General features: G+C 56.4%; 30 protein-coding genes and 1 tRNA gene. 14 read left to right on the top strand and 17 right to left on the bottom strand.

Annotated features, from left to right (window positions below):
- From ACFDSS_RS05525 to pyrC, 3 genes are all read right to left on the bottom strand, one after another.
- A partial coding sequence (locus ACFDSS_RS05525) for a DnaB-like helicase N-terminal domain-containing protein (RefSeq protein ID WP_375254765.1) occupies positions 1–618 on the bottom strand: 618 nt, incomplete at its 3' end.
- 217 nt (positions 619–835) lie between these two features.
- Positions 836–1,504, bottom strand: coding sequence for an orotate phosphoribosyltransferase (locus tag ACFDSS_RS05520; protein ID WP_375254764.1), 669 nt, complete (start codon positions 1,502–1,504; stop codon positions 836–838).
- Between the two features lie 58 nt (positions 1,505–1,562).
- Positions 1,563–2,618, bottom strand: a complete 1,056-nt coding sequence (gene pyrC, locus ACFDSS_RS05515; protein ID WP_375254763.1) for a dihydroorotase — start codon at positions 2,616–2,618, stop codon at positions 1,563–1,565.
- 119 nt (positions 2,619–2,737) lie between these two features.
- On the opposite strand from pyrC, the gene ACFDSS_RS05510 reads away from it, so the two are divergent.
- Positions 2,738–3,019, top strand: coding sequence for a hypothetical protein (locus ACFDSS_RS05510; protein ID WP_375254762.1), 282 nt, complete (start codon positions 2,738–2,740; stop codon positions 3,017–3,019).
- A 109-nt stretch (positions 3,020–3,128) separates the two neighbouring features.
- The gene (locus ACFDSS_RS05505) at positions 3,129–3,350 is read left to right on the top strand and encodes a DUF1127 domain-containing protein (protein WP_375254761.1); all 222 of its coding nucleotides are present in this window, start codon (positions 3,129–3,131) and stop codon (positions 3,348–3,350) included.
- Here the strand turns inward: ACFDSS_RS05505 and ACFDSS_RS05500 are convergent.
- Together ACFDSS_RS05500 and ACFDSS_RS05495 are read right to left on the bottom strand one after the other, a co-directional pair.
- Complete coding sequence (locus ACFDSS_RS05500) at positions 3,347–4,276, bottom strand: phosphoadenosine phosphosulfate reductase (protein WP_375254760.1); 930 nt, start codon at positions 4,274–4,276, stop codon at positions 3,347–3,349. The two genes, ACFDSS_RS05505 and ACFDSS_RS05500, sit on opposite strands and share 4 nt — an antisense overlap.
- 124 nt (positions 4,277–4,400) lie before the next feature.
- A complete protein-coding gene (locus tag ACFDSS_RS05495; RefSeq protein ID WP_375254759.1) occupies positions 4,401–5,624 on the bottom strand; it encodes an acyl-CoA dehydrogenase in 1,224 nt (407 codons plus the stop codon).
- Between the two features lie 142 nt (positions 5,625–5,766).
- Here ACFDSS_RS05495 and ACFDSS_RS05490 point away from each other — a divergent pair, with 142 nt between their 5' ends.
- Positions 5,767–6,738, top strand: a complete 972-nt coding sequence (locus ACFDSS_RS05490) for an XdhC family protein (protein ID WP_375254758.1) — start codon at positions 5,767–5,769, stop codon at positions 6,736–6,738.
- 80 nt (positions 6,739–6,818) lie between these two features.
- On the opposite strand, the gene infC is transcribed toward ACFDSS_RS05490, so the two are convergent.
- A complete protein-coding gene (gene infC, locus ACFDSS_RS05485) occupies positions 6,819–7,364 on the bottom strand; it encodes a translation initiation factor IF-3 (protein WP_375254767.1) in 546 nt (181 codons plus the stop codon).
- 196 nt (positions 7,365–7,560) lie between these two features.
- Here infC and ACFDSS_RS05480 point away from each other — a divergent pair, with 196 nt between their 5' ends.
- Entirely contained in the window at positions 7,561–8,025 is a 465-nt protein-coding gene (locus ACFDSS_RS05480) for a hypothetical protein (RefSeq protein WP_375254757.1), read from the top strand.
- 71 nt (positions 8,026–8,096) lie between these two features.
- Here the strand turns inward: ACFDSS_RS05480 and ACFDSS_RS05475 are convergent, their stop codons facing one another.
- From ACFDSS_RS05475 to cysG, 6 genes are all read right to left on the bottom strand, one after another.
- Positions 8,097–8,945 (bottom strand): ferredoxin--NADP reductase, encoded by an 849-nt coding sequence (locus tag ACFDSS_RS05475; RefSeq protein ID WP_375254766.1) that lies wholly within the window; start codon positions 8,943–8,945, stop codon positions 8,097–8,099.
- A 66-nt stretch (positions 8,946–9,011) separates the two neighbouring features.
- Positions 9,012–9,422: a DUF934 domain-containing protein gene (locus ACFDSS_RS05470; RefSeq protein WP_375254756.1), complete on the bottom strand. Its 411-nt coding sequence runs from the start codon at positions 9,420–9,422 to the stop codon at positions 9,012–9,014.
- 49 nt (positions 9,423–9,471) lie between these two features.
- Complete coding sequence (locus ACFDSS_RS05465; RefSeq protein WP_375254755.1) at positions 9,472–10,194, bottom strand: phosphoadenylyl-sulfate reductase; 723 nt, start codon at positions 10,192–10,194, stop codon at positions 9,472–9,474.
- Positions 10,184–11,854, bottom strand: a complete 1,671-nt coding sequence (locus ACFDSS_RS05460; protein WP_375254754.1) for a nitrite/sulfite reductase — start codon at positions 11,852–11,854, stop codon at positions 10,184–10,186. The genes ACFDSS_RS05465 and ACFDSS_RS05460 overlap by 11 nt, the downstream gene beginning before the upstream one ends.
- Positions 11,854–12,156 carry a DUF2849 domain-containing protein gene (locus tag ACFDSS_RS05455; RefSeq protein ID WP_375254753.1) on the bottom strand — a complete coding sequence of 101 codons (303 nt, stop codon included), beginning with the start codon at positions 12,154–12,156 and terminating at the stop codon, positions 11,854–11,856. The genes ACFDSS_RS05460 and ACFDSS_RS05455 overlap by 1 nt, the downstream gene beginning before the upstream one ends.
- Entirely contained in the window at positions 12,156–13,547 is a 1,392-nt protein-coding gene (gene cysG / locus ACFDSS_RS05450) for a siroheme synthase CysG (RefSeq protein WP_375254752.1), read from the bottom strand. The genes ACFDSS_RS05455 and cysG overlap by 1 nt, the downstream gene beginning before the upstream one ends.
- A 137-nt stretch (positions 13,548–13,684) precedes the next feature.
- Between cysG and ACFDSS_RS05445 the strand changes: the two genes are divergently transcribed.
- Positions 13,685–14,146, top strand: a complete 462-nt coding sequence (locus tag ACFDSS_RS05445; RefSeq protein WP_375254751.1) for an Lrp/AsnC family transcriptional regulator — start codon at positions 13,685–13,687, stop codon at positions 14,144–14,146.
- A 35-nt stretch (positions 14,147–14,181) separates the two neighbouring features.
- Positions 14,182–15,090 carry an AEC family transporter gene (locus tag ACFDSS_RS05440; RefSeq protein ID WP_375254750.1) on the top strand — a complete coding sequence of 303 codons (909 nt, stop codon included), beginning with the start codon at positions 14,182–14,184 and terminating at the stop codon, positions 15,088–15,090.
- Here ACFDSS_RS05440 and ACFDSS_RS05435 read toward each other — a convergent pair.
- Positions 15,074–16,243 (bottom strand): cytochrome P450, encoded by a 1,170-nt coding sequence (locus ACFDSS_RS05435; RefSeq protein ID WP_375254749.1) that lies wholly within the window; start codon positions 16,241–16,243, stop codon positions 15,074–15,076. The two genes, ACFDSS_RS05440 and ACFDSS_RS05435, sit on opposite strands and share 17 nt — an antisense overlap.
- 225 nt (positions 16,244–16,468) lie before the next feature.
- Here ACFDSS_RS05435 and ACFDSS_RS05430 point away from each other — a divergent pair, with 225 nt between their 5' ends.
- A complete protein-coding gene (locus ACFDSS_RS05430; protein WP_375254748.1) occupies positions 16,469–17,296 on the top strand; it encodes a B12-binding domain-containing protein in 828 nt (275 codons plus the stop codon).
- Between the two features lies 1 nt (position 17,297).
- On the opposite strand, the gene tpiA is transcribed toward ACFDSS_RS05430, so the two are convergent.
- From tpiA to ACFDSS_RS05410, 4 genes are all read right to left on the bottom strand, one after another.
- Entirely contained in the window at positions 17,298–18,029 is a 732-nt protein-coding gene (gene tpiA, locus ACFDSS_RS05425) for a triose-phosphate isomerase (RefSeq protein WP_375254747.1), read from the bottom strand.
- 59 nt (positions 18,030–18,088) lie between these two features.
- Positions 18,089–18,451: a HesB/IscA family protein gene (locus ACFDSS_RS05420; protein ID WP_375254746.1), complete on the bottom strand. Its 363-nt coding sequence runs from the start codon at positions 18,449–18,451 to the stop codon at positions 18,089–18,091.
- Positions 18,452–18,590: 139 nt separating this feature from the next.
- The gene (locus ACFDSS_RS05415) at positions 18,591–18,953 is read right to left on the bottom strand and encodes an SUF system Fe-S cluster assembly protein (RefSeq protein ID WP_375254745.1); all 363 of its coding nucleotides are present in this window, start codon (positions 18,951–18,953) and stop codon (positions 18,591–18,593) included.
- A gap of 77 nt (positions 18,954–19,030) precedes the next feature.
- Positions 19,031–20,239: an MFS transporter gene (locus ACFDSS_RS05410; RefSeq protein WP_375254744.1), complete on the bottom strand. Its 1,209-nt coding sequence runs from the start codon at positions 20,237–20,239 to the stop codon at positions 19,031–19,033.
- 92 nt (positions 20,240–20,331) lie between these two features.
- Here ACFDSS_RS05410 and tgt point away from each other — a divergent pair, with 92 nt between their 5' ends.
- The 7 genes from tgt (at position 20,332) to ACFDSS_RS05375 (ending at position 26,687) form a co-directional block, all read left to right on the top strand.
- Positions 20,332–21,462: a tRNA guanosine(34) transglycosylase Tgt gene (tgt, locus tag ACFDSS_RS05405; RefSeq protein WP_375254743.1), complete on the top strand. Its 1,131-nt coding sequence runs from the start codon at positions 20,332–20,334 to the stop codon at positions 21,460–21,462.
- A gap of 185 nt (positions 21,463–21,647) precedes the next feature.
- Positions 21,648–24,053 carry an endopeptidase La gene (lon, locus tag ACFDSS_RS05400; RefSeq protein ID WP_375254742.1) on the top strand — a complete coding sequence of 802 codons (2,406 nt, stop codon included), beginning with the start codon at positions 21,648–21,650 and terminating at the stop codon, positions 24,051–24,053.
- A 133-nt stretch (positions 24,054–24,186) separates the two neighbouring features.
- Positions 24,187–24,519, top strand: a complete 333-nt coding sequence (locus ACFDSS_RS05395) for an HU family DNA-binding protein (RefSeq protein ID WP_375254741.1) — start codon at positions 24,187–24,189, stop codon at positions 24,517–24,519.
- 18 nt (positions 24,520–24,537) lie between these two features.
- Positions 24,538–25,098 carry a histidine phosphatase family protein gene (locus ACFDSS_RS05390; RefSeq protein WP_375254740.1) on the top strand — a complete coding sequence of 187 codons (561 nt, stop codon included), beginning with the start codon at positions 24,538–24,540 and terminating at the stop codon, positions 25,096–25,098.
- 42 nt (positions 25,099–25,140) lie between these two features.
- Positions 25,141–25,216 (top strand) — tRNA-Val (locus ACFDSS_RS05385).
- 131 nt (positions 25,217–25,347) lie between these two features.
- Positions 25,348–26,364 (top strand): tyrosine-type recombinase/integrase, encoded by a 1,017-nt coding sequence (locus tag ACFDSS_RS05380; protein ID WP_375254739.1) that lies wholly within the window; start codon positions 25,348–25,350, stop codon positions 26,362–26,364.
- Positions 26,361–26,687 (top strand): hypothetical protein, encoded by a 327-nt coding sequence (locus ACFDSS_RS05375; RefSeq protein WP_375254738.1) that lies wholly within the window; start codon positions 26,361–26,363, stop codon positions 26,685–26,687. Before ACFDSS_RS05380 ends, ACFDSS_RS05375 begins: the two co-directional genes overlap by 4 nt.
- Positions 26,688–26,723: the final 36 nt, after the last annotated feature.

Here is a 26,723-nt window from a genome sequence, read left to right as displayed (position 1 = left end):
CATATCAACCAACCCGGTTGAAATGCCGGCCAATCCGCCGTCGCGCTGATAGGCGGTATTGGCGACATTGACGGCCTCGGTGACAGCAGCGAGGAACGACTGAAAGCCCTTCTCGGACACACCTTGCTCAGCGAGTGAATAAAGCGCTTGCTCGGCCTCCACGATCTGCTCGCGTGGTTCGCTTTCGACATCAACCTTCGCGGCTTTGTCTGTGATATCGCGGCCCAGCCGGATCAATTCGCGCCGGGTCGCCAGATCATAGATCATCTGGGCATAATCGCGCGCCGCAAAAGCGGAAATCGCAGCACCGGCAAGACGGGCCAGATAAGGCGGGCCGCCAAGCTCTTTGAGGCCCTCGTCGTCCTCCATAAAAGCCTTCAGCGTGACAGGGCTGGCGAGCATGTTGCGGCCAATCCGGGTGGCAGCTGTCTCAAAGATACGCGCATGAACAGGGTCGTAGAAATGCTTGGGTCCAATGATCGCGGCGACACGGTCAAAAATATCATTGTTGGTCAGGATCGCACCCAAAAGCTGCTGTTCGGCCTCAATGGAATGAGGCATCGCGTCGGCGCTCGCATCTTCGACGCCGCTGGCATTAAACGCTGATATTTCGTTCATCTTGTCCCCTCACTTTGTCCCTCCTGTGCCATAGCAGTTGGATGTTCAAAAAGGCTATCAGGATATCAACGGGGACAACCCGCAGGATAACCTTGTGGATAACTGCCCGTCCAACGCAACCCTACCAGATCAGGTGGTACACCGCAAAGCCTATACGACATGCAGAATGACACTCGCGATTCTCAACTTAGTTGTGCACAGAGCCGTGGATAAGTATTTAGGCCGGTTTCCAGCCCGCAGGGTCATTGAGATAAGCCTCAACAGCGGCAAGGGTTTCCGGGTCATAGGCTTTGCGCGCCTGCGCCTCGGCCAAAACATCCCACCAGGTACAAAGATGGATCAGCTGAACACCATGTTCGGCCAGGGTTTTCTCAACACCGTCGAAAATTCCGTAGTAGAAGATCACGGCGGTCGCAGAACAGCTTGCACCGGTTTCGCGGATCGCATCCACAAATGACAGTTTTGAACCACCATCCGTTGTCAGATCTTCAACCAATAGTACGCGCTGACCTTCTGTCATGACACCTTCGATGCGGGCATTGCGGCCGTACCCCTTGGGTTTCTTGCGGACATAGGTCATCGGCAGAGCGAGGCGTTCAGCCACAAGCGCGCTGAAAGGAATACCCGCTGTTTCACCGCCTGCGACATTGTCAAAAGCCTCAAATCCGGCCTCGCGCATGATCGACACAGCCATGAAATCCATCAACGTCGCACGGATCCGCGGGAATGAGATCAACTTGCGGCAATCAACATAAGTCGGCGCCTGCTTGCCGGACGCATGGGTGAAAGGCTCTTTGGCATTGAAGTCAATCGCGCCAATTTCGATCAGCATTGCGGCTGTCAAACGCGCCATTTCTTCTTTTGCCGGAAAGGAGGTGGGGATCATGCTCAAGCCTTACTTCTTCTTTATCCTAGGTAAACTTCCGCCGGAGGCTCCGACGGGCTCAGTCCGTCTCAACACGCCAATGGAGATCAAACCCCGGATCAAAGACCGTGACCGGGCCATCGCCGGTATCGATTTTTGCGGGATAAGTGACCGGATCACCTTTGACGAGGGTGATCGTTGCCTCATTGGGTTTGAGCCCATAAAAACGCGGGCCGTTCAATGATGCAAAATCCTCAATCTTGCGCAAGCGGCCTGCGGCAAAGAACACTTCTGCCAGACAGGACATGGTGTTGGGGGCGGTGAAAATACCCGCACAGCCGCAAGGTTGAAGCTTTGCCGGATCGGTGTGGGGCGCGCTATCGGTGCCTAAAAAGAAACGTTTGTCGCCAGAGACCGCAGCTTGCACCAAAGCGACGCGGTGCGCTTCGCGTTTGGCAACCGGCAGGCAATAATAATGCGGCCTGATACCACCGGCCAGAATATGATTGCGATTGATAATCAAGTGGTGGGTTGTGATCGTCGCGGCGAGGTTCTTGTTGCTGTCGCGCACATAGTCAACGGCATCTTGCGTCGTCACATGTTCCATCACAACTTTCAGATCAGGGACTTTCTTGCGAAGCGGTTTCAAAACCCGATCAATAAAAGTCGCCTCGCGATCAAAGATATCGATCTCTTGATCGGTGACTTCACCATGCACACAAAGCGGCATCCCGATTTCGGCCATGACGGCAAGCACCGCGCGGACTTTCTCGAAATCACGCACACCGGATGCAGAATTCGTGGTTGCGCCGGCAGGGTAGAGCTTCACCGCCGTCGCAATACCGGCGGCATGGGCTTCGCGGACATCTTCGGGATCGGTGGTTTCAGTCAAATAGAGCGTCATCAGCGGCGTGAAATCTGCGCCATTAGGCAGGGCTGCCATGATCCGCTCGCGATAGGCCACGGCTTGCTGTGCGGTCACAACCGGAGGGTCCAGATTGGGCATAATGATCGCGCGGGCGAAATGGCGCGTGGTTTCCGGCACCACAGCTTTGAGCATGTCGCCATCACGAAGATGCAAGTGCCAGTCGTCGGGACGGCGGATGGTCAGGCGTGTCAAATGTCTATCGGGCATGTTGCCCGATTACACCGTTGCGCGCGCCGACGCCATAGGACTTTGCATTCCTGCTTGTAGATTATTGCGCAATACCCGTTATTCTATCTCATGTTTTGAGACTTAAGGGAGATGCTGTCATGTTTGGATTTTTGATCGCCGTACTGGCGGGCTACCTCACCCCAAAGATCGAAGAGCCGGTGGCGGGGCCGATTGTCAAAGCCCTCGAAGGTCATGTCACAGTTGCGCCTGATGAAAAGCGGTTGATTGCCTTCATGGCCGCGTTGCTCGGCGCAGCCATTGTCGCGAGCCTGATGGACAGCGGCACATTGTTTGGCGTGGTGATCGGCGCAATCCTTGGCTACTTCGGCGAACGCATCTATGCGGTTTTAAGCAAGATTGTTGCCGGACGCCGTGATTAGCCTTTGGCCATGCGGCGTATGCAATGCGGCAATGCAGCATTATCTGTTTCGTCTGACTGCAAGGGGCATATCTATCAAGCATCGCCACTTTGCTTGATAGGAGACAAACATGGCCTTTTATACAGCGGCCGTTGATGCACCCCAAAAAGACAGCGTCATCTCACGGATGGTCGCACATATGACAGGGGTCTTTGCACGCATTTCGGATGCTCAAAGCCGCACCGACAAAGTCAACCGCCTGCGTGATCTCAGCGATGAAGACCTGGCAAAGATTGGTCTGCGGCGCGCTGATATCGTACGGCATGTCTACCGCGATATCTATCATATCTAAGCGGCTTCTTCCGACAATGCTGACAGTTTCTGTTTGAAGTAGCTGGTCTGCCCACGGACGACCATATAATGGCAAATTGCTGCGGCAGACGCCCGGCGATTTGCTGAAATCAAATGGTCGACCAGACTGCGGACATAGATCAAATCATAGCGCCGCGCCCGCAAGAGCTGCCGAAAGCGTTGCCCATCCAATCGGCCGTCCATCGCCAATTTGACAATTACATCCTGAATACCCATCCGATCAAGCGCAAGATCGAGATCTACGCCAAACAACGGGCAGGGTATATGCGTGACGTCCGGCTTGCGAAACAGGGTGGCATGGCAAGCATCCAGTGGCTCAAAGGGGTCATAAACGATGAATACCTTGCCTGCGCCGTCAATCATTTCCGGGGCATAGCCGTAGCGGTCGGTAAAACTATCCTTGCGCGCCGATTTGTAGCGGTCGTCCCACGTGGTCCAGCGCGGCTCCAGCGTGGCTTGCGGGCGCAGTGCAATGACTGTGGCCTGTGATGCGGCAACGCTGTAGGCAGCGGCAGCATAGGCGGCCCCCCCGTCGCCGCCATAAAAAACGACATTCTTGAAGTCTTCAAAAAACCCATCGTCGATCAGCCTGTCGAAGAACGCGTAAATTGTCTTATCGCGAAACCAGCTTTCGGAAAATGAATAGAGTGCCATATGCGACCAACCTTCCTGGCGCACATATTCATATCCACGCGGCTCTGCATCGGGGTGATGCGCGCGCACGCGCTCTGCGTTTTCGAAAGTGACCAGCAGGTCATTTCCCGCCTCCAGAAATCCCGCACAATGGCTGCGTCCAAGTTGCTCAAAAAAGCCGTTTTCTTCGCACAGATCGTCAATAGCCCCGAACCATTCATTGGCATCGAGGTCTGACAGTTTAATCTCAAGAGAGAGTTGGCGGTCTTCCATTACTTTACTCCGGGGCCTTCACCAAAGGCATCGCCCGTTACTTGTTACTTACAAACACGTCCAAATTTGCGCGCAATAGCGTTCACAAAGAGAACATTTCGAGAATTACTGTTTCCGTTTCGTCCTAAAAGAAGGCCTGCAGGCCCGTTTGTGCACGACCAAGGATCAATGCATGAACATCATGCGTTCCCTCATATGTGTTCACGGTTTCAAGATTTACCATGTGACGCATAATTTGGAAATCCTCGCTGATTCCATTGCCCCCATGCATATCACGCGAAGCCCGCGCCACGTCGAGCGCCTTGCCGCAGTTGTTGCGTTTCATCAGGCTAATCATCTCCGGGGCGGCTTTGCCTTGCTCCATCAAGCGGCCCAGTTGCAGGGCGGATTGTGTGCCCAGTGCGATCTCTGTTTGCATATCGGCGAGCTTCTTTTGAAAAAGCTGCGTTTGCGCCAGCGGCTTGCCGAATTGTTTGCGATCAAGCCCGTATTGGCGCGCCGCGTGCCAGCACGCCTCCGCAGCACCCATCACACCCCAGGCAATCCCGTAACGTGCGCGGTTCAGGCACCCGAAGGGGCCTTTCAACCCTTGCGCATTCGGCAAGAGCGCATCCTCACCGACAGCGACATTGTCCATCACAATTTCGCCTGTCACAGAGGCTCGCAGGCTCAGTTTGCCACCAACTTTTGGCGCCGAGAGCCCTGACATGCCCTTTTCCAGTACAAATCCACGGATCTTGCCGCCATGCGCATCGGACTTGGCCCAGACCACAAAGACATCCGCGATCGGCGCGTTGCTGATCCACATTTTTGTGCCGTTCAGCACATAGCCACCGTCGGTCTTTTCTGCGGTGGTTTTCATGCCAGCCGGATCACTGCCTGCGTCGGGCTCCGTTAGGCCAAAACAGCCAATCAACGTGCCTGCCGCAAGGCCGGGCAGATATTTCTGTCGCTGTGCTTCGCTGCCATAGGCGTGGATTGGATACATCACCAAAGAAGACTGCACCGACATCATCGACCGGTAGCCGCTGTCGACGCGCTCAATCTCGCGGGCGACCAGCCCATAGGTGACATATCCCGCACCAAGCCCGCCGTATTCTTCCGGGATCGTCAGGCCGAGCAGGCCCGCATCACCCATCTGCTTGAAAATCTTTGGATCAACGGTGGCCTCACGGTAGGCATCAGTCACTTTGGGTTGCAGTGTCGATTGCGCAAAGACGTTCGCTGCATCGCGCAACATGCGCTCATCTTCAGTGAGCTGGTCTTCAAGGCGCAGGGGATCGGCCCAATCAAATGGGCCAAGGTCTGGCCCGAATCCGGTCTTGGTGATTGGCTTGGAATCGTTCATGCGCTGCTTCCCGTCATTGAGGTGATAAACTAAGGCTTTGGGCGGTCGGGGGCAATGCGTGGCGCGAAGTGCATTTTGCTATGTTGATGCCCGGGCGCCGTGGTTATGGTGCCGGCAAGCCAAAACAATCTGCGAAAACCTTATGACAATGAAAACCGACCCCCCCGAACTGGCGCTGGACTGGCACTGCGCAGGACGTGGCGTGGCACTGGCCACCGTGGTGCAAACCTGGGGGTCGGCGCCACGACAGGCGGGTAGCCAAATGGTGATTGACGCCACCGGCGCTATGGCAGGGTCGGTGTCAGGTGGCTGCGTCGAGGGCGCTGTCGTCACGGAGGCAGTGGAGGCGATTGCCAATGGCCAACAACGCCTGTTGCACTTCGGTGTGAGCGATGATGACGCATTCGCCGTCGGACTGGCCTGTGGCGGGGAAATCAAGGTGCTGGTGGAACCCGTTGGCACAGTGATCCCTTTGGAAACGCTGCGGGAATTAGTCGCACGACGCGCGCGGGGCGAGGCAGTAGCCTATGTCACGGGGCTACACTCCGGCGGGCCTGAGCTGCGGAGTGGAGATGCCTTTCCCGAACGCTTTCGGCGCGACCAATCCGGCATTGAAGTGGACGCAAAGACATTCGTTTGCGTTCACAACCCACCATTGCGGCTTGTGATTGTCGGGGCTGTCCATATCGCGCAATGCCTTGTGCCAATGGCGCAGGCCTGTGGTTACAATATCAGCGTGATTGATCCGCGACCCGCCTTTGCCTCCCCTGATCGCTTTGGCGACGTGGACCTGCATGACGCTTGGCCGCAAGATGTCCTTGCACAGATGATGCGGGATGGGCGGACGGCGGTGGTCACACTTGCGCATGATCCGAAAATTGACGATCCGGCGATTATGGCGGCGCTGCAGGCGGATGTGTTTTATATTGGCTGTCTGGGATCAAAACGAACCCATGCCAAGCGCCTCGCGCGATTGACGCAGGCCGGTTGGGATACCGCACAGTTGACACGCATTCACGGGCCAGTGGGCTTGCCAATCGGAGGGCGCCAGCCTGCGGAAATTGCCATCAGCATTATGGCAGAGTTGACGCAGGTCCTGCGCAAGGGCACATAAAGAACGCACCATAAGCTATTCTTAAAAAACAAAACCCCCGGAATTTCCGGGGGTTTAAATCGGCTGCGGGATCAAGGTGCTTACTTCGTTAAAGGCCCGATCAGCATGACCATCTGGCGGCCTTCCATCTTTGGAAAGTTCTCTACCTTGCCGCTCTCTTTGGTGTCCTCTGCAACCCGCTCAAGCAGCTCACGTCCAAGCTGCTGGTGGGCCATTTCACGACCACGAAAGCGCAGTGTGATCTTCACTTTGTCGCCATTTTCAAGAAATTTGAAAACATTGCGCATTTTGACATCATAGTCGTGGTTATCCGTGTTAGGGCGGAATTTCACTTCTTTGATCTCGATAATCTTTTGTTTCTTACGCGCCTCAGCTTCTTTCTTCTGAGTCTCGTATTTGAACTTGCCGTAGTCCATGATTTTGCAAACTGGCGGGTTTGCGTTGGGAGAAATCTCGACCAAATCGAGGCCGGCATCATCAGCCATAACCATGGCCCGTTCGGGTGTCACAACACCGACGTTTTCGCCTTCTGCGCCAATCAGGCGGATTTCGGCGGCCCGGATGCGTTCGTTGATCCGTGGGCCTGTATCGCGTTGTGGTGGCGCGTTATGAGGTCTGCGTCCTATTTTCTTTATCCTTGTGTTGTTCCGTTCAGGTGAGATGCAAACTAAACGCGCGCCCTGTCAGCTTCAACCCGCAAAAGGGGGCGATTTGGGTTGATTTTCCCGCTATGCTATCCCTTTCTCTTTCCTAGGGTATCTGACATATGCAGCGGCAAGGGCCACGCAGGCCCAGTTTATCATTTTGAAAGGGAGACGAACCATGCGTGCAATTGCAATTATCGTTATTTTGGCCATCGTAGGTTTCTTTGGCTATCAATACGCAGTTGAGGGCCGAGGCCCGAATGAAGCTATCGGCGTGCTGACTGGCGCGACCCAGCAAGCAGAGCGTGAGGCCGCTGAAGCTGCAGCGGCAGAAGTTGCCGCAGCAGAGGCCGCAGCCGCCGCTGAAGCCGCAGCGGCAGAAGTTGCCGCTGCCCAAGCCGCTGCAGAAGTTGAAGCCGCCGCAGAGGCCGCAGCAGCGGCACTTGCCGCCGAAGCTGAGGCCGCCGCCGCTGCCGCGACTGCTGCTGCCGAAGCCGCAGTAGAAGCTGCGACGGAAGAAGTGAACCAAGCCATCGACAACGCGGTTGAAGGTGTCACTGAAACAATCGGTGAAGAGGCCGCCAACGCACTTGGTGACGCGCTGCAAGGTTTGACCGGTTCAGCCGAAGAAGCCAGCGAATAATCTGCGCCAAAGATACGAAAAAAGGCCGCGCCGGTGATCTGACGCGGCCTTTCTTATTGGGTGTACGCGCTTTAATCGAGGAACGCTTTCTCAACCACATAATGCTGCGGTTTGGAGTTTGCGCCCTCCACCAAGCCATATTCCTCCAACATGTCCTTAAGCTCGAGATTGAATGCCAGATTGCCGCAAATCATCACGCGGTCTGTGTCAGCGTTCAACGGCGGCACGCCAAGGTCAGCAAATGCCTCACCTGAGCGCATCAGGTCGGTGATCCGGCCCATCTTTGGGCTCTTTTCGCGGGTTGTGGTTGGATAGTACTTGATCTTTTCCCAGAACCCGTCACCGATGACCTCGTTGAGCAGCTCATCAGACTTGAGCGCTTCAATCAGATCACGACCATATGTGAGTTCTCCGACTTCGCGGCAGGTATGGGTAATGATGATCTCATCATAATCTTCGTAAGTCTGCGGTTCGCGCAACAGCGAGGCAAATGGCGCAAAGCCGGTACCTGTGGCGAAAAACCAGATACGCTTGCCGGGCAGCAATGCGTCATGGACGAGCGTGCCAACTGGTTTGGGGCGCAAGATCACCTCATCACCGGGCTGAATATGCTGCAACCGCGATGTCAGCGGGCCATCCTGAACCTTGATGGAATAAAACTCCAATTCCTCATCCCAAGAGGGGGAGGCGATCGAATAGGCCCGCAACAGCGGCTTCTGTTTGCCGGTTTTGGGGTCAGGATCGCCCATCAGACCAATCATCACAAACTCACCGGAGCGAAACCGCAGCGACGCGGGCCGCGTGACGCGGAATGAAAACAAACGATCTGTGTAATGCTTCACGCCGGTGACCATTTGGGCATCAGGCAAAGTCGGTACGGGCTTGGCGGTTTGGATGGTCACGGGTGATTGCTCAGTCATATGTGTCATGGCGCAGCTCAATGCTACGCCCTCCGTCTAGTCGTTGATATGGATCAGGGAAAGTCCCTAGCCGCGCAAACGGGCCTGATAGTTGTTGTTTTGCCAGTCAGCGCGGGCTTGCCATTGGTCTTGCGGCTGGCGGGCCGCGAGGGTGTCAGAAATTTCGACTTCGTCGAAGCCGGCGCGGCGCGCCATCGCATATTGGTCGGCCAACACATAGCCTTTGGCACGCAGGCGTCCTTGGAAGCCGGCGTTTCGCAGCAATTGGGCCAAAGTAAAGCCACGGCCATCTGCGAAGCTTGGAAAATCAATCCGGATCATCCGCGCATCGTTGAGGCCCGCCAATGCTGTGGGCGGCGTATCTGACGCAAGTTCAATGCCATAACCACAATCATTGGCCGCGATATCACCCAACGCCACGAAGCCGCAGTCAAAATCATCCGCCACAAAGCCTGCATCATTCACAATCACAGTCATACTGGTCCTTTGGAGAGCCAACGCTCCCTCTTCATCTTGGCAAAAAAACTCATCGCGCCGCCACATCAGGCGCAGCGCGCTGAGGTGCAGCACGGTGAATGCCACATTCGGTTTTTACACTGTCGCGCCAGCGCCCTGCACGGGCGGGTTCGTGGTCGCCGATACGCGTGGTGCAAGGCATGCAGCCAACTGATGGATAGCCCTTCGCGACCAGCGGATGACGCGGCAAATCATGTACCGCGATATATTCGCGTAGCTGTGTGGCATCCCAATGGACCAGCGGGTTCACCTTGATCCTGCGGCCATCTTTTTCGAACAAAGGCAGTCTGGCGCGCTGGCCACCGTGATATTGCTTTCGCCCGGTGACCCAGCCTTCAAACCCTTGCAAGGCTTGCTCCAATGGTCGGGTCTTGCGCAGATTGCAACACGCATCCGTGTCCGCTTGGTGCAGCAAGCCATCAACATCTTCAGTCAGGACGGCAGTGCGGTCAGGCGAAATGACGCGAATGTCAGTCAACCCCAGTGCAGATGCCACATCGTGCTGATATCTCAGCGTTTCGGGAAAGAGCATCTCTGTGTCCAGAAAGATCACCGGGGTGTTCTTGGCGATTTGAGCAGCCATGTGCAAAAGCACAACGCTTTCCGCGCCAAAGGAAGAGACGATTGCGTGCTTGCCGATCTGCACATCAGTCAACGCATGCCGCAACACGGTCTGCGGATCAGATTTCCGGTGTAGAATATTGCGGCGTTCTGCGAATTCCTTAAGCGGCATCTGCTTTGGCCTCCGTTGGGTACAGGATGGATTTGAACGGGGCCATGCCGAGCCGACGGTAGGCTTGCAAAAATGTCTCATCTGCGTTTAGACGGAAATCGAGGTAGCCCGTCACAAGGCGCTCAATCGCAGGCACAATATCTTCGGCACCAAAGCCGGGGCCTGCGCGCTCACCAATTGTCGCTGTCTCGGTCCCGTCACCGCCCAAAGTGATCTGGTAATTTTCAACACCGGCCCGGTCGAGACCAAGAATGCCGATATGGCCGACATGGTGGTGCCCGCAGGCATTGATGCAGCCAGAGATCTTGATCTTCAGCTCACCAATTTCATGCTCTATCTTCAGCTCATCAAAGCGGGTCGCAATCTCCTTCGCCACGGGGATCGAACGCGCTGTTGCCAGCGCACAATAATCCATGCCGGGGCAGGCGATGATGTCGGATGCCAGCCCAATGTTCGCCGTCGCAAGGTCCGCGGCGCGCAAGGCAGCATAGAGTATTGGCAGGTCGGATTTATGGACATGCGGCAGGATCACGTTTTGCGCGTGACTGATGCGCAATTCGTTGTGCCCGTATGTTTCAGCCAGATCCGCCATCACACGCATCTGATCCGATGTCGCATCCCCTGGCGTCGCCCCGTGCTTTTTGATGCTAATCGACACGATGGTGTAGCCGTCTGCCTTGTGCGCGGAAAGATTCGTATCGGTCCAGCTGCGGAAAGCGGGGTTCGCAAGGCGCGCCGCCTCATATCCATCGGTTGATTTTGCAACATAGTCAGGTGGTGCGAAGGCGGCTTCAATCTCGGTCAAGAGCGTCTGATCGTACCCTGAAAAACCCGCGCGGATTGTTGCAAAGCGCTCCTCGACCAGTTGTTGGATTTTCTCCAAACCATTTTCATGCACGGTGATCTTGATACGGGCCTTATATTTGTTGTCTCGCCGACCCAACAGGTTGTAAACGCTGACAATGGCCTCGCAATAAGGCAACAGATCGGCCTTTGGCAGGAAGTCGCGCAGCACTTTGCCCACCATCGGGGTGCGCCCGAGGCCGCCGCCCACGATGACTTCAAAACCCGGCTCTCCCGCGGCGTTGCGTACCATGCGCAACCCGATGTCATGGGCTTTTGTCACCGCACGGTCATGGGCGGCACCGGTCACGGCAATTTTGAATTTGCGCGGCAGGAACTGGAACTCCGGGTGGTCGGTTGACCATTGGCGCAGCAATTCTGCCACGGGACGCGGGTCTTCGATTTCATCGGCGGCAGCACCGGCGAAGTGATCGGCGGTAACATTGCGGATCGTGTTGCCAGAGGTCTGAATAGCATGCATCCCCACATCGGCCAACGCGTCCAGCATATCCGGCACATCTTGCAGTTTCGGCCAGTTGTACTGGATATTCTGGCGGGTTGTGAAATGGCCATAGCCCTTGTCCCAACGGTCGGCGATATGCGCCAACTGGCGCATCTGGGCGGGGTTCAGTGTTCCATAGGGGACGGCAACACGCAGCATATAGGCGTGTAGTTGCAAATAGAGACCGTTCATCAGGCGCAGCGGCTTGAATTCATCTTCCGTCAGTGAGCCATCAACGCGGCGCTCAACCTGACCCCTGAACTGGGCCACACGGTTACGCACGAAGGCTTCATCAAATTCGGTGTAGCTGTACATCAGGATAGCTCCGCTTGCTTGCCATGGACATAATTTGATGGGCCGCGCGTGCGAGATGTTTCGCGGAAATGGACCGGGGCCGGGCCGTCACTGGTGGCTTTCGCATCGGCCAGATAAGCGCCTGCGATTTCATCAACGCGCGATTGCGCTTCGAGCAGACGCAGATCGGCATGGGCCTCATCTGTCAGCAACTCAGCCTCGCGGATATCGCGCGACCATGTGTCCGCTTCCGTCAGCCAAACGGCATCACCGTCGAGCAAGGCATTGGCGGTCACCACTTTGGGGGTGAAAGAAACGGGCATTATGCGAACTCCCTGATGTTTTGTACTGAAATGGCGGCGTCGCGTGGGGCGAGGCCGTAGAAAGTGATGGCCGGACCTTCCAGTTTGGCTTGCGTCAACGTCGGCTCAAGCTCGGCCAGGGTCGTTGCGATGATCTGTTGATCGGCGCGGCTGACGTTTTCGATAATCGTCACCGGTGTGGCAGGATCGGCCCCGTGCATCAGCAAGCGCCCTTGGATGAAACGCGCGGATTTCTTGCCCATATAAATTGCCGCAACTTCGCCAGGGACGGCAAGCGCTGACCAGTCGTGATCTGCGTAGCCTTTGGTATCGTGCCCGGTGATAAGGCGCACGGCAGCGTTCCGGCCCCGTTTGGTCAGGCTCTGCCCGATGCAAGCAACAGCAGCAGAGGCCGCGGTGATGCCGGGAATGATGCGGTATGGGATATCATGTTCGGCAAGGGCTTCGATCTCTTCGTCCAGGCGGCCAAAGACGGTTGGGTCGCCGGCCTTGAGACGCACAACATGATGACCGTCCAGCGCATGTTTCACGATCAGCGCGTCAATCTCGGCCTGCTTCATGGACGGACCAAAGCCTTCCTTGCCCGCATCAATGATGATGGCCTCGCGACGGGCCAGCTCAAGGATTTCACCTGTAACCAAACGGTCGTGAATAACGACATCAGCTCTATCCAACGCGTTGCGGGCCTTTAGCGTCAACAATTCCGGGTCACCGGGGCCAGCGCCAACAAGATCCACATGACCTGCGGAGTTTGTTGCGGCGATCTTATCGTCGAGCAGTGCTTCGAGGGCAGGGATTATGCCCGCCTCTCCTTGGTCAGCAAAGGCCTTTGGGCCAGCCCCGAAGTAGAAAGAGGTCCAGAACGCGCGACGCTTGCGGCCCATCGGCAGAACTTCAACTGCGTGACGGAAGCTCTTGCCGATCCGCGCCAGCGTCCCCAGCGAGGGCGGCAAGCGAGCCTCAAGATCGGCTTTGATGGCGCGCGCCAGAACCGGCGCAGCCCCTTCGGTCCCGATAGCGACCGTCACCGGATCGCGGTCCACTACCGCTGGCGTGATAAACTGGCTGTCGGCGAGGTTATCAACAATATTGACCAATGCGCCTTCGTCTTTGGCAATCTCTGAGACACGCGCGTCTTCGGCGTCATCTTCATTGGCGGCGTAAAACAGAGCAGCACAAAGCGCATCACCCGGCGCCATAGCACGCTCAATGATCCGCAGCTTGCCCTGATCTGCCCATTTGCGGATGTCAGGGGCAATGCCGGCAGCGATCACAGTCAAATGCGCCTCGGTCTTCATCAACAGGCGGAGCTTTGCCATAGCCGCATGGCCGCCACCTGACAAAACGATGCGACGGCCCGCAACGGCAAGGAAGATAGGAAAGTGCTTCATTGGGTGACCTACTGATTTCTTGACTTCAATATAGAATACTATTCTGCTATTTGCCTCCCCATGTACGTTGATAAGGACGCATGTTCCGGTAATGTGTAAAATTGGACCAAGTGTCCTGCGAAGCAAAGGATTTCAGAATGTCGGTACGGATTGATGCCACAGATCGGAAAATTTTGGCGGCGTTGCAGGCGGATGCGGCGCAATCATTGGATGAAATTGCCAAGACGGTGGGGTCATCCAAGACCCCGGTCTGGAATCGCATTCGCAAGATGCGCGACGCGGGAATCATCGGGCAGCAGACCGTGTTGCTTGATGCGGAAGCGCTCGGATTTGAGGCTTGTTTCTTTGTTCTGATCCGCACATCGGAGCATGACGCGGACTGGCAGGGTCGGTTCCTGAATGCCTTGCGTTCGCGGCCGGAAGTGCAAGAAGCGCACCGCCTCGCGGGCGACATCGACTATATACTGAAAGTGCGGGTTCAAAACGCGCGGGCCTATGACACGTTCTATCAGGCACTGATCTCTGAGGTGAAAGTGCATAACGTCACTGCATTGCTGTCCATGGAAGAGATCAAATCGACGGTTGCGCTGCCGCTCTGATGGGGCATAGCTGCGGGGATTGATATGAGGGCGCGATGATACTGCTGACAATCTGGCCACTTTTCGGGTTGATCTGCTTTGGGGGTCTGCTGGCGTGGCGTGGTTTTCCAGAATCGGGATTCTGGCCCGCGGCAGAGCGCTTGAATTACTTCATCCTGTTTCCGGCGCTCTTGTTGTCCAGTCTCGCTGATGCGCCGGTGCGAGATCCGTCAATCTTGCGTCTGGGTTTGGCTGCGATTGTAACAATCGGTATCGCATCCATCGCGCTATTTGGGTGGCGGATGGTCCGCCCCATGCCCGCCGCCCGCTTCGGGCCGTGGTTTCAGGGGGGCGTGCGTTTCAACACTTATCTGGGTCTGGCTATCACGGCCAGTCTTGCTGGTGCAGGCGGGCTTAAACGCGCGGCGGTTCTGCTGGCTGTTGCCGTGCCGTTGGTCAATGTGCTGTCAATCGTCGCGCTGTCCAGAAATGGGGTGGCGCGCAGACCGATCGCTCTGATCGCAACGGTCTTGGCCAATCCGCTGATTGTTGCCTGTATGGCGGGCATCGCGATTGCGCTGACTGGGTTCGGGCTGCCATTTGGATTGGACCGTTTCTTTGGATTGCTGGGGCAGGGCAGCTTGCTTTTGGGATTGCTTTGCGTCGGGGCGGCGTTGCGACCGTCTGCACTGCGCCGCGATTGGGGGGTGTTGGCGACCAATAGCGCCTTGCGGTTAGTGGCAATGCCTATACTGGCACTGGGTGTAGCGCGGACCATGCAACTTGACGGGATAGAGGCGTTGGTCCTGGTGATTTTTTGCGCGATCCCCACAGCACCCACGGCCTATGTGCTGACACGCCAATTTGGCGGAGATGGACTGTTTATGGCGGGGCTTGTGACCGGGCAGACGATGCTGGCCGTCGTGACGATACCGATGCTGCTGTGGTTTATGGGGTTTGCGTGACCATCAGCCGCTCCAGCCCATGGAAGTGATAGAGATCCGCATATCGTGGCGGCTCAGCCAACGTCAGGTTTGGGCAGCGCTCAAACAGCACCTCCAGCGCGATGTTCAATTCAAGCCGGGCCAGTGGTGCGCCGACACAGAAGTGTATGCCGCCGCCAAAGCTGGTATTTTGTGGCCCCTTGCGGACAGGCAGGAACGTCGCGGGATCAGCGTAAGCGTCGGGATCACGATTGCCTGCAGCAAGCAGGCAAGCAATCTGATCGCCGCGTTTGAAGTCATGCGCGCCTATTGTAACATGCTCATAGACCCAACGGGTGAACATATGCAGTGGCGGATCAAAACGGATCAGCTCTTCGATGCAAGCCTCGGTGATGTCGCGCACACCGTGCTCAAGCAGCGTCTTGGTGCCGTTGCCGAGCGTATGCACCGTCGCCTCATGACCTGCGTTCAGCAGAAAAATACAGGTTGTTATCAGCTCATCCTCGCTGAGTTTTTCCCCATCGGACTCCGCCGCTATCAGGGTTGAGATCAGGTCATCGGTCGGTGTCTTGCGTCTCTGGGCAATATAGCCGCGCATGAAGGCTACAAAATCCTCTGTTGCGGAAATGGCATCCGCTTCAATTTGGGCCGTGCGGCGGGCCTGATACATGGCGACCATTGCATTGGACCAACGCACCAGATCATCCGCGCGCTCCTCAGGGACGCCAAGCAGACGCGAGATGATGACAACGGGGACTGGCTGCGCATAGGCGGTGAGAAAATCGAAAGACCCTGACGGAAAGGCATCGATCAGTTGATGGCAGAGCGCGCGGATATCCGGGGCCAGGGCGGCGATGGTGCGGCTGGTAAAAGCGCGCAGCACCAGTGCGCGCAGACGGGTGTGTCGCGGTGGTTCCAACTCCAGCATTGAGTGGGCCTCCACGTCAAAGAACGGTTTGAGGTGTGCGGCGATATCAGGGGCAAGTTCGGCGGGGCATTCGCGGCCCATGCGCCTGTCGCGCAACACCGCATGCACGGCCTGATGGCTGACGGCGCAGGCCATCTCATAGTCGGTCCAATAGACGAAATCCCCTAAACTGCGGGCCTTGTCGTAAAACGGATAGGGGTCTTGGACGAAAGCGGGATCAACTGGGGATTGTGAGATGTTTTGCATGGCAAAGCATTGGCGGACAGTTTCGCAGATTGCAAGCAGCCGGCGCCGTGACGCGTGTTACCTAAGCTGTTTTGGGCAATCGCCAAATTGCTGCACCTGCGCCGCGACGTTCTGACACGCCGCGAGACCCTTATAAATATGATAGATCGTATGCAGTCGGATACCAAAGCCAATCCGATAGCAATTTGTTAGGGGGACCGATTTGCCAACCAGGGAGGGACGTTCATGGCCAAGGCGCCAATGAACGACGACGCGTTCGATCGCGTCGCATATCAAGAGGCTGACCAGCAATTCAGGTTGGTCAGCGAAAAATTACCGCGGCAGGCTGTTACGAGTTTGGCGCGGGAAGTGGTCAGGCGCCTTGAATTTCGGATGCCACGCGCCGCGAAAAAAGAAGAGATGCCATCGACGACAGGGATCGACGCCCTTTGTGAGGCACTCTTATCGACACATGACCGTGCGGCTGATGATATGATCGTTGCAGCTCGCCGGGATGGTGTGCGGCTGGAGGTCATCTATCTTGGTTATGTCGCCGGTGCCGCACGCAGGCTCGGCCAGATGTGGGACAACGATGAGATTTCATTTGCCGAGGTGACCATTGCCTCCGGCAAGCTCTACCGGATGATCCGCGCGCTTCGCCATGTTGTTGCCCCCGCCATTGCCGAAGACCGCGATGAGCGTCCTGCAATGTTCGCGCTTGCGCCGGGAGAGACCCATTCGCTGGGGATCGAGATTGCCACCGATATCTTTCGCCGCGAAGGCTGGGATGTTGACATGCTGGTGGGCCTCGACCACGACACATTGGTCGCGCGCTCAGAGACCCGCAGCTACCGTGCGATTGTTCTCGTTGCCAATTCTGACACAATGCTGGAGCCGCTGACCCGTCTGGTCCTTGCGCTGCGGATATCGCATCCATTGTCGCATCTGGTTGTGGCGGGGCATATCCTCGATCATCATCCTGACATCAGCACCATGATTGGCGCGGATGCCGTGATAAAAGATATCGATACCGCTGTCAGCCGGCTGCAAGAAGTCATGGACGGTATGGGCTGATCTATGTTGCTTGCAACGCTGCAATAATCGGTCCGAAGTCCGCCGCCTTCAGGCTGGCGCCGCCGACCAATGCACCGTCTACGTTGGGGACGCCGAAGATTTCAGCGGCATTGCCCGCTTTGACGGAACCGCCATAAAGCAGCGTGAATTCCGCCCCGTCCGAAAAACGCTCTGTAAGGCGCATACGAATGTGGGCATGAACCTCCTCGATTTGCGCGAGGGTGGGAACTTTACCAGTACCAATTGCCCAAACGGGCTCATAAGCGATAACAGTGTTCGCCGCACTGGCCGCATCCGGGACAGAGCCTGCCAGCTGTATATCAATCAGTTGCAGTGTGGTGCCGTCTTCACGCTGGGCGAGCGTCTCACCGATACAAATTATGGCCATTGTGCCGGCCCGATAGGCGGCCTTCGATTTAGCGCAGATATCGGCGTCCGTTTCACCGTGATCGGCCCGGCGTTCAGAGTGGCCGGTGATAATGGCGGTTGCGCCTGCATCGGCCAGCATTTCAGCGCTAAGATCACCGGTATGGGCGCCGCCCTCCAGCGCATGGCAATCCTGTGCGCCAATACCAATCGCGCTGTCGCGGCAGGCAGCAATCAATGTGGCAGGCAGGCAAACCATCACATCGACGGTTGCGGCGCCATAAGTTTCGCTCAGGCTTTGGATCGTCTCCAAATCCTGTTTCATCCCGTTCATCTTCCAGTTTCCAGCAGCAAGTTTGCGGGGCATGGGCGTTTCCTTTGTCAATGCGTCGCGCGCGATTGCTGTGTCAGCGTCGCTGACGGACATCACGTGGCTTGAATATTTTCGTCGAATTTGATCGACTCGCCGCACCCACATGCATCCACGACATTGGGGTTGCGGAACCGAAAGCCGGATTCGAGCAATGACACCTCATAGTCGATTTCTGTGCCGAAAAGAAACATCTGCGCCATCGGAGCAATCATGACGCGTGCGCCATCCAGCTCAACCACCTCGTCGAGCGGATCAACCTCCGTCACGTAGTCCATGGTGTATTCCATTCCCGCACAGCCGCCTTTCTTGACACCAATGCGCAATCCCTGATGGCCATCCTTCTGCATCAGCTTTGCAATCTGCGTGGCTGCTTTGTCGGTGATGGATACTGCTTGCTTGCCGGGAATGCCGAACATGACTGTGCTCCTAGACGTCTTTGGGTAATGTAGGCGTTCTGCGGTCAAATTCCAAGCGCCGGCACATCGATCGCAATGCGGCTTTATGCCTCCGTACAACCCTTCGCTGTTTGGCATTTTGGCCCCGCACGCGGGTGGCTTACATAAAGCCCAGCTCCAGCCGGGCTTCGTCGGACATCATGTCCATGCCCCACTGCGGCTCAAAGGTCATCTCAACGTCGACCTGCTTCACACCGGGCAGCGGCTCTACCGCATCGGCAACCCAGCCAGGCATCTCGCCTGCGACGGGGCAGCCGGGGGCCGTCAATGTCATGATGATGCTGACGGCGTTATCATCCTTGACGTCGATCGTGTAGATCAAGCCGAGGTCGTAGATATTGACTGGGATCTCAGGGTCATAGACCGACTTGCACGCCATCACGATATCTTCGTAAAGCGGGTGATCGGTCGTCGACGGCGCAATCAGTGGCGCGCCTTCAAGCTGTGCGTTGCTGTCTGTCATAGCATCCGTTCCTGAATTCCTGACCAAACATATAGGGTTTGGCAATGGGGCCGTAAAGGGGGGCGGCGGGCGAAGGTTTACCGCGTAGCCTTCGCAAGAGGCCCCGGTGTTTCGCGGATCGGCAAATGAATCAACGTGGCAAACAGACCCAAGGCGACAGCGGCCCACCACATCGGCTCATAGCTGCCGTATGTGTCGTATATCCACCCGCCTAACCATGCACCGATGAACGCGCCTGACTGATGGCTCAGGAAGATCAAGCCACCGAGCGTCGACAGATACGTCACGCCTTGGGTTTGCGCGATAAGTGATGTGGTCAATGGCACGGTAGAGAGCCACAAAATGCCCATGGCCGCCGAAAAGATGTAGACGCTGCCCGGGCTCAAAGGGGCGAGCACAAAAAGACCGATGACGATCGCTCGGGTCAAGTAGATCCCACTCAGCACACGTTTCTTGGAAAAGCGTTGCCCTGACCAACCCGACAGGAATGAACCCGCGATATTGAACAAACCGATCAGCGCCAATGACCGCGCCCCAAGGCTGGCGGCTAAGCCTGCATCTCCGATGTAGGCGGGCAGATGGTTTTGAATAAACGCCACGTGGAAACCACAAACAAAGAAACCAACGAATAAGAGCACATAGGCCCGGTCTTGAAAGGCGGATTTGACAGCATAGGCGAACTGGCTTTCGCCAGCTTTGACGGTTGCCACTGACACGCGGTTCACAAAAATTGCCATGGGCAGGATCATGAGATAACTGATCGCGATTGCAAAAATGGCCGTGTTCCACCCCAGCTCGCTGATGAGATAGACTGACACAGGAGCCGCAAGAAACATCCCCGCAGAGGCAGAGGCTGTTCCCAACCCCAGAATAAAACTGCGCTTATGAGGGGCAACGACCTTGCCCAAGGCGATAATCACAATCTGAAATGCAGAGCAACCTGTACCGATACCGACAATCACGCCGGTCCAGATGAAGAGCACCGGATCGGTCACAACACCTCTGAGCGCAAAGCCAAGGCTGGCCATCAAGGCACCCGCCGCCAAAACTTTCCCGCTCCCAAACCTGTCGGCGACCATCCCCGCGAGTGGCTGGGTGGCACCCCAGGATATCGCTTGCACGGCCATGGAAAGCGAAAATACCGTGCGCGGCCAGTCCAGTGCCTCTGTCATTGGGCGCATAAATACACCGAACGTAGCCGCAAAGCCAAAGCTGATGAACGCGATGATGCAGCCTGCGTAGATGGCAGCTGTGACGGCAGGAGGTTCTGTGGTCTCGTCGGTCATGCTGTCACGCTAGGTGCGATATTGTGTTTGGGAAAGTCTTTTCAATCGGAATGGCTTGGGTCATATCGCTGGCAACCGATAGGATGACCCTTATGACGACACGATTTTCCTTTGCCCTGAATGCCACCGACGGTAAAGCCCGTACCGGCGTGATCTCGACCCCGCGCGGTGATATTCGGACACCTGCGTTTATGCCCGTTGGTACTGCCGCAACCGTCAAGGCGATGATGCCTGAAAGCGTTGCGGCAACGGGCGCTGACATTCTTCTGGGGAACACCTATCACCTGATGCTGCGTCCGACGGCTGAACGGATCAACCGTCTTGGCGGGCTGCATCAGTTCATGAATTGGGACAAGCCCATATTGACCGACAGTGGCGGATTTCAGGTGATGAGCCTATCGGACCTGCGCAAGCTTACCGAGGAAGGCGTAACCTTCAAAAGCCATATCGATGGCTCCAAACATCACCTCACGCCTGAACGGTCGATGGATATCCAGAAGCTGCTCGGCTCCGATATCGTGATGTGCTTTGACGAATGCCCCGCACTGCCTGCGGACCGCAAACGCATCCAGCAGAGCATGGGGCTATCGATGCGGTGGGCACAACGGTCTCGTGATGCCTTTGGGGATCGTCCGGGACACGCGCTTTTTGGGATCCAACAAGGCGGCTTGGAAGAGGACCTGCGCGGGCAAAGTGCGGAGGCGCTGCGTGCGATTGAGTTTGATGGATATGCCGTTGGCGGGCTCGCGGTGGGCGAAGGGCAGGAGGCGATGTTTGGCGTGCTTGAATTCGCCCCCGACCAGCTGCCGCAAAATAAGCCACGCTACCTTATGGGGGTGGGAAAGCCGGATGACATCGTGGGTGCTGTCAAACGCGGGATTGACATGATGGACTGCGTTTTGCCAAGCCGCTCTGGACGTACCGGGCAAGCTTTCACGCGGCGCGGTGTGGTCAATATCAAAAACGCGCGCCATGCCGATGATCCGCGTCCATTGGATGAACATTGCATATGCCCGGCCTGCACAAAATACTCACGCGCATATTTGCACCATGTCTATCGGGCGCAAGAGATGATCTCCGGGATGCTGTTGACGTGGCATAACCTGCATTACTTCCAGGACATTACGCAGGGCATGCGCGACGCGATTGCTGCGGGCAAGTTTGAGGCATGGGAGGCAGATTTCCATGCAGGCCGCGCACAGGGTGATATCGTGCCGATTTAACCGATCAGATTGATTTTACAGGCTTGGCGCTTGCAGCCGCCGCCCGACGAAGGCAATCTAGGGCAAAAGCAAATCATGTGGTCGCTTGAAACCCCTGCGACATCGCCCCACATGTAGAGGCACTGGAGACGCCCCATGTTGCCGCAAAGCGGGGCCGGCGCGTCTTGCCAATAAAGGAAAAGAGCATGCAAGAACCGTTGAGTTCATCCTATCCCGTCCTGCCGCTGCGCGACATTGTGGTCTTTCCACACATGATCGTGCCACTGTTTGTAGGGCGCGAAAAATCAGTCCGCGCGCTTGAAGAAGTGATGCAGGACGACAAGCAGATATTGCTGTCCAGCCAGATTGACCCCGGTCAGGACGATCCCGAGCAGGACGGGATCTATCGCACAGGCGTGCTGGCAAATGTTTTGCAGCTTCTGAAATTGCCTGACGGCACTGTCAAAGTGCTTGTCGAGGGGCGCAGCCGTGTCAAAATTACTGACTTCATTCCGAATGATAGCTATTTTGAGGCCACATGCAGCTACCTGAATGAGACGACTGGCGATCCGGCAGAGATTGAAGCGCTGGTGCGCAATGTTTCGGCTGAGTTTGAGCGCTATTCGAAGATTAAAAAGAATATCCCAGAAGAAGCGATGGCCGCCGTGGGCGATGCAACCGAGCCTGAGAAACTGGCCGATCTGGTTGCCGGCCACCTCGGCATTGAAGTCGATCAGAAACAGGGCCTGCTTGAGACGCTTTCTGTCTCTGAGCGGCTGGAAAAAGTTTTTGGCATGATGCAGGGCGAAATGTCCGTGCTGCAGGTCGAGAAAAAGATCAAAACCCGCGTCAAATCCCAGATGGAGCGCACCCAGCGCGAATACTATTTGAATGAGCAAATGAAAGCCATTCAGAAAGAATTGGGCGATGGCGAAGAGGGCCAGAACGAAGTCGATGAGCTTGAGACCAAGATCAACGAAACCAAACTGTCCAAGGAAGCCCGTGAGAAGGTCGATGCGGAGTTGAAAAAACTCAAGAATATGTCGCCGATGTCCGCGGAAGCCACTGTTGTGCGCAACTATATGGACTGGATATTGGGCGTGCCGTGGGGCGTGAAATCACGCACCAAGAAAGACCTGCACAAAGCGCAGGCTGTCTTGGATGCCGATCACTTTGGACTGGAAAAGGTCAAGGAACGGATTGTCGAATACCTCGCGGTGCAGCAGCGTTCCAAAAAGCTGAAAGGCCCGATCATGTGTTTGGTCGGCCCTCCCGGTGTGGGCAAAACCTCGCTTGGCAAATCCGTTGCGAAAGCGACGGGGCGCGAATTCATCCGCATCAGCCTTGGCGGTGTGCGCGATGAAAGCGAAATCCGTGGCCACCGCCGGACCTATATCGGCTCCATGCCCGGCAAGATCATTCAGGCGCTCAAAAAGGCCAAAACCACAAACCCGCTGATTTTGCTCGATGAGATTGACAAGATGGGGCAGGACTTCCGTGGTGACCCGGCATCTGCGATGCTTGAGGTGCTTGATCCGGAACAGAACTCCACCTTCGTGGATCACTATTTGGAGGTTGAATATGACCTGTCGAACGTGATGTTCCTGACCACCGCGAACTCCTACAACATGCCGAGCCCGCTTTTGGACCGGATGGAGATCATTTCGCTTGCCGGCTACACCGAGGACGAAAAGCGCGAGATTGCGCGCCAGCACTTGCTGCCAAAGGTCATGAAAAACCACGGATTGAAAGCGTCTGAATTCTCAGTCTCTGATGACGCTTTGACGGCCATGGTGCAGGTCTACACTCGTGAAGCCGGGGTGCGGAACATGGAACGCGAATTGGCGAAAGTCGCCCGGAAAGCGGTGACCATGATTGTGAAGAAAGAGGCGGAAGTAATTGAAGTGAATGCTGAAAACCTTTCTGACTTCCTTGGCGTCGAAAAGTACCGTTTTGGTCTGGCCGAAGAACAAGATCAGGTTGGTGTTGTCCCGGGCCTGGCCTGGACATCGGTGGGTGGTGTGTGGCTGAACATTGAGGCGCTGCGTTGGCCCGGCAAGGGTCGGATGAAAACGACCGGTAAGCTTGGCGATGTGATGAAGGAATCGATTGATGCGGCCTCGTCTTACGTCCGCTCTATCGCGCCTGAAATCGGTGTGAAGCCGCCAAAGTTTGACAACATAGACATCCACGTGCACGTGCCTGATGGCGCGACGCCAAAGGATGGCCCAAGTGCTGGTCTGGCGATGGTGACCTCGATTGTCTCCGTGCTGACGGGCATTCCGGTTCGCAGGGATATCGCCATGACCGGCGAGGTGTCCCTGCGCGGTAACGCCATGCCAATCGGTGGTTTGAAGGAAAAACTGCTCGCCGCATTGCGAGGTGGCATCACGACTGTTTTGATCCCGCAGGAGAATGCCAAGGACCTTCCTGAAATCCCGGACAATGTCAAAGAAGGGCTGACGATCATTCCGGTCACCCATGTGTCAGAAGTGTTGGAGCACGCATTGGTCAGCAAGCCGGAGCCGATTGAGTGGGACGAAGCCGCTGAGGAAGCTGCTGCAGCCGCGATCAAGGACCAAGGGACAAGTGAGGGTGCGCGCGCGCACTAAACCGGATATGGTCTGAAAATATCGAAAGGGCGTCTTGTTCAACAGGGCGCCCTTTTTGCTTGGCTTATCTGCTTGACCTTTGCCATGCCAAAGGCGGTAATGCGCACCAGAAATGAACAGAAGGAAGCCTGCCATGGCCCGCAAAACAACCGCAACGACCCAAGCAAAGATGGAAGATCCCGCGCCTGTCGACGCGGCGGAGGCAAAGGTACTTAAAAAGCCCGAAATCCTGGACGTGGTTGTGGCGCGCACTGACCTCAAAAAGCGTGATGTGAAGCCTGCGGTCGAGGCTGCGTTGGCGGTGATCGGTGACGCTTTGCGCGACGGGACAGAGGTGAACCTGCCCCCCTTGGGCAAGATCCGCGTAGTGAAATCCAAGCCCTTGGATGATGGCGCGGCTGTGCTGACGCTCAAACTCCGCCTGTCCAAGAATGCCGCAGTCGCTGCAACGGACGACACTGACTAGACCAATCACGGCAATTGAATGACCCACCCGGAGCTTTACATCCTGCGCCACGGCGAAACCGTCTGGAACGCTGAAAACCGAATGCAGGGCGAATTGAATTCGCCACTGACCCCAAAAGGCTTGGGTGACGCGGTACGCCAGCGCGAGATATTGATGGATCTGGACCTGACAGGCTTCGCCTTCTATGCAAGCCCGCAAGGGCGCGCATTTCAAACCGCAGGTATCGCTCTGGCTGGCATTGCAGACCATATCCGCACCGACGACCGCCTGCGTGAAATTGGCGTGGGCGACTGGTCTGGGCGGTTGCGCGGTGAATTGCCGATGCCCAAAGGCAAAGACCCCTTCATGGCACAATATGAGATCGCACCAAACGGAGAAGGTTTTGCGCGGGTCAAGACACGCTGCCGCGCATTTCTGGCTGAATTACAAGGGCCTGCCGTTGTGGTTACGCACGGCATTACCGGCGGCATGATCCGTGGTTTGGTCGTGGGGGAAAAGGCCCACGCTGTGCGCACAACCCATGGCGGGCAGGGCTGCGTTTATCATCTGAAGAATGGTGTGCAAAACGTACTGGAATGAGGCTTGCACTGTCCGCGACACTGGTCTAAATGATGCGGCGTCGGGTGATTAGCTCAGTTGGTAGAGCGCTTCCTTTACACGGAAGATGTCGGGAGTTCGAGCCTCTCATCACCCACCATTCTTTCTGCACAATGTATCAGGCACTTACAGAGTTTGCACAGATTTGCGTGCAACATGTGATTACCTGTCCGCTGCGCCTCCGCTGCACTTAGACGCCGAAGATGTCTCCCAACCATGGAGATACAGACGATGGCTACAGTGAACAAACGACCCAGCGGCAAGTGGCAAGCAATGGTCCGTAAGGATGGCAGATCACATTCCAAGACCTTTACTAAGCGGGCAGACGCAGTGAAATGGGCGCGTGAGACCGAGATGCTGGCCGAGCAAGGATTGTTACAGCAAACGGCAGCAGGAGTGGTCAGCAACATGTCCTTGGGGCAAGTGCTTGAGCGATACCGAGATGAAGTTACTAGCAATAAACGATGCGTGGAGAATGAGACCTACGCTATCAACGGGTTCATGCGGTCTTGTAAGAAGCTGAGTGGCAAACGTATCGACAAACTGACCACTGCCGACTTCGTGGCACATCGTGATCACCGCATGCAGCGGGTCAAGCCTGCTACCGTCGTGCGTGAACTTGGCTGGATGCAACATGCCATCGACATTGCGTGTTCTGACTGGGGGCAGCGGGTGCGTGACGGAAACCCTGTGAAGCAGGTGCGCAGGCCCCGAGTTCACAATGGGCGCGAACGGAGGCTACAGGCAGGGGAGTGGCAGGCTTTGCTTGAAGCTGTGAACGAGGCACGCCTACCTTTGATGAAGCCTTTGCTGAGGCTTGCTTTAGAGACAGGCATGCGGCGGGGGGAGTTGCTCTCCATGCAGTGGATGCATGTCGACATGGAACGCTGCACCGTGTTCCTGCCGCTAACAAAGAATGGATGCGCCCGTACCGTTCCGCTGAGCCCAAGAGCAATGAATGTGCTTGCAGAGTTGCCACGAACTGAAGACAGGTGCTTGCCGCTGTCCGGCAACTCTGTGCGATTGGCCTTTGACAGATTGCGTACCCGCGCTGGCGTTGTGGACATCACCTTTCACGACATGCGGCATGAAGCAGTATCCCGTTTTGTGGAGAGCGGCCTCTCACTTGCCCAAGTGCAGATGATCAGCGGTCATCGTGACCTGCGTATGTTGATGCGGTACACCCACCTCCAGACAGACGATATCGTTGCGAAGCTGCATGCAATTGGTCAGCAGGTGACAGCATGATCGCCCTCAGAGTGAAGCTGCTCGTGGCCGCGCTGGTAGCCTGTTCAGGCCATGCCGTCTCCGCTGATGTGACATGCTCGTTCCACGTACGGGCTACCATCAATGAAATACACAAATTGTCGGATCATACGTTCCGTGTTCGCGAAGCGGATGAGGTGCTGTATCTTGAGCAGCGGCTGGCTAATGGCGGCTGGTTGGCTTCGGGCACACTACAACGATACGACAGTCCCGGATTTACCGTGTTTCTGCATCTGCCTGCTGAGGGCCGCTATAGTGGCCGTTCCCGCATGCTAACCATCCATCATGGACCTGTCACGGTTTGATGCCGCTCCTTTGATAGCATTTACTGCAACAAAGGA

Origin of the sequence: Yoonia sp. (assembly GCF_042093035.1) — a bacterium.
GTDB lineage: Bacteria > Pseudomonadota > Alphaproteobacteria > Rhodobacterales > Rhodobacteraceae > Yoonia.
This window is presented reverse-complemented; position numbering and strand designations above follow the sequence as displayed.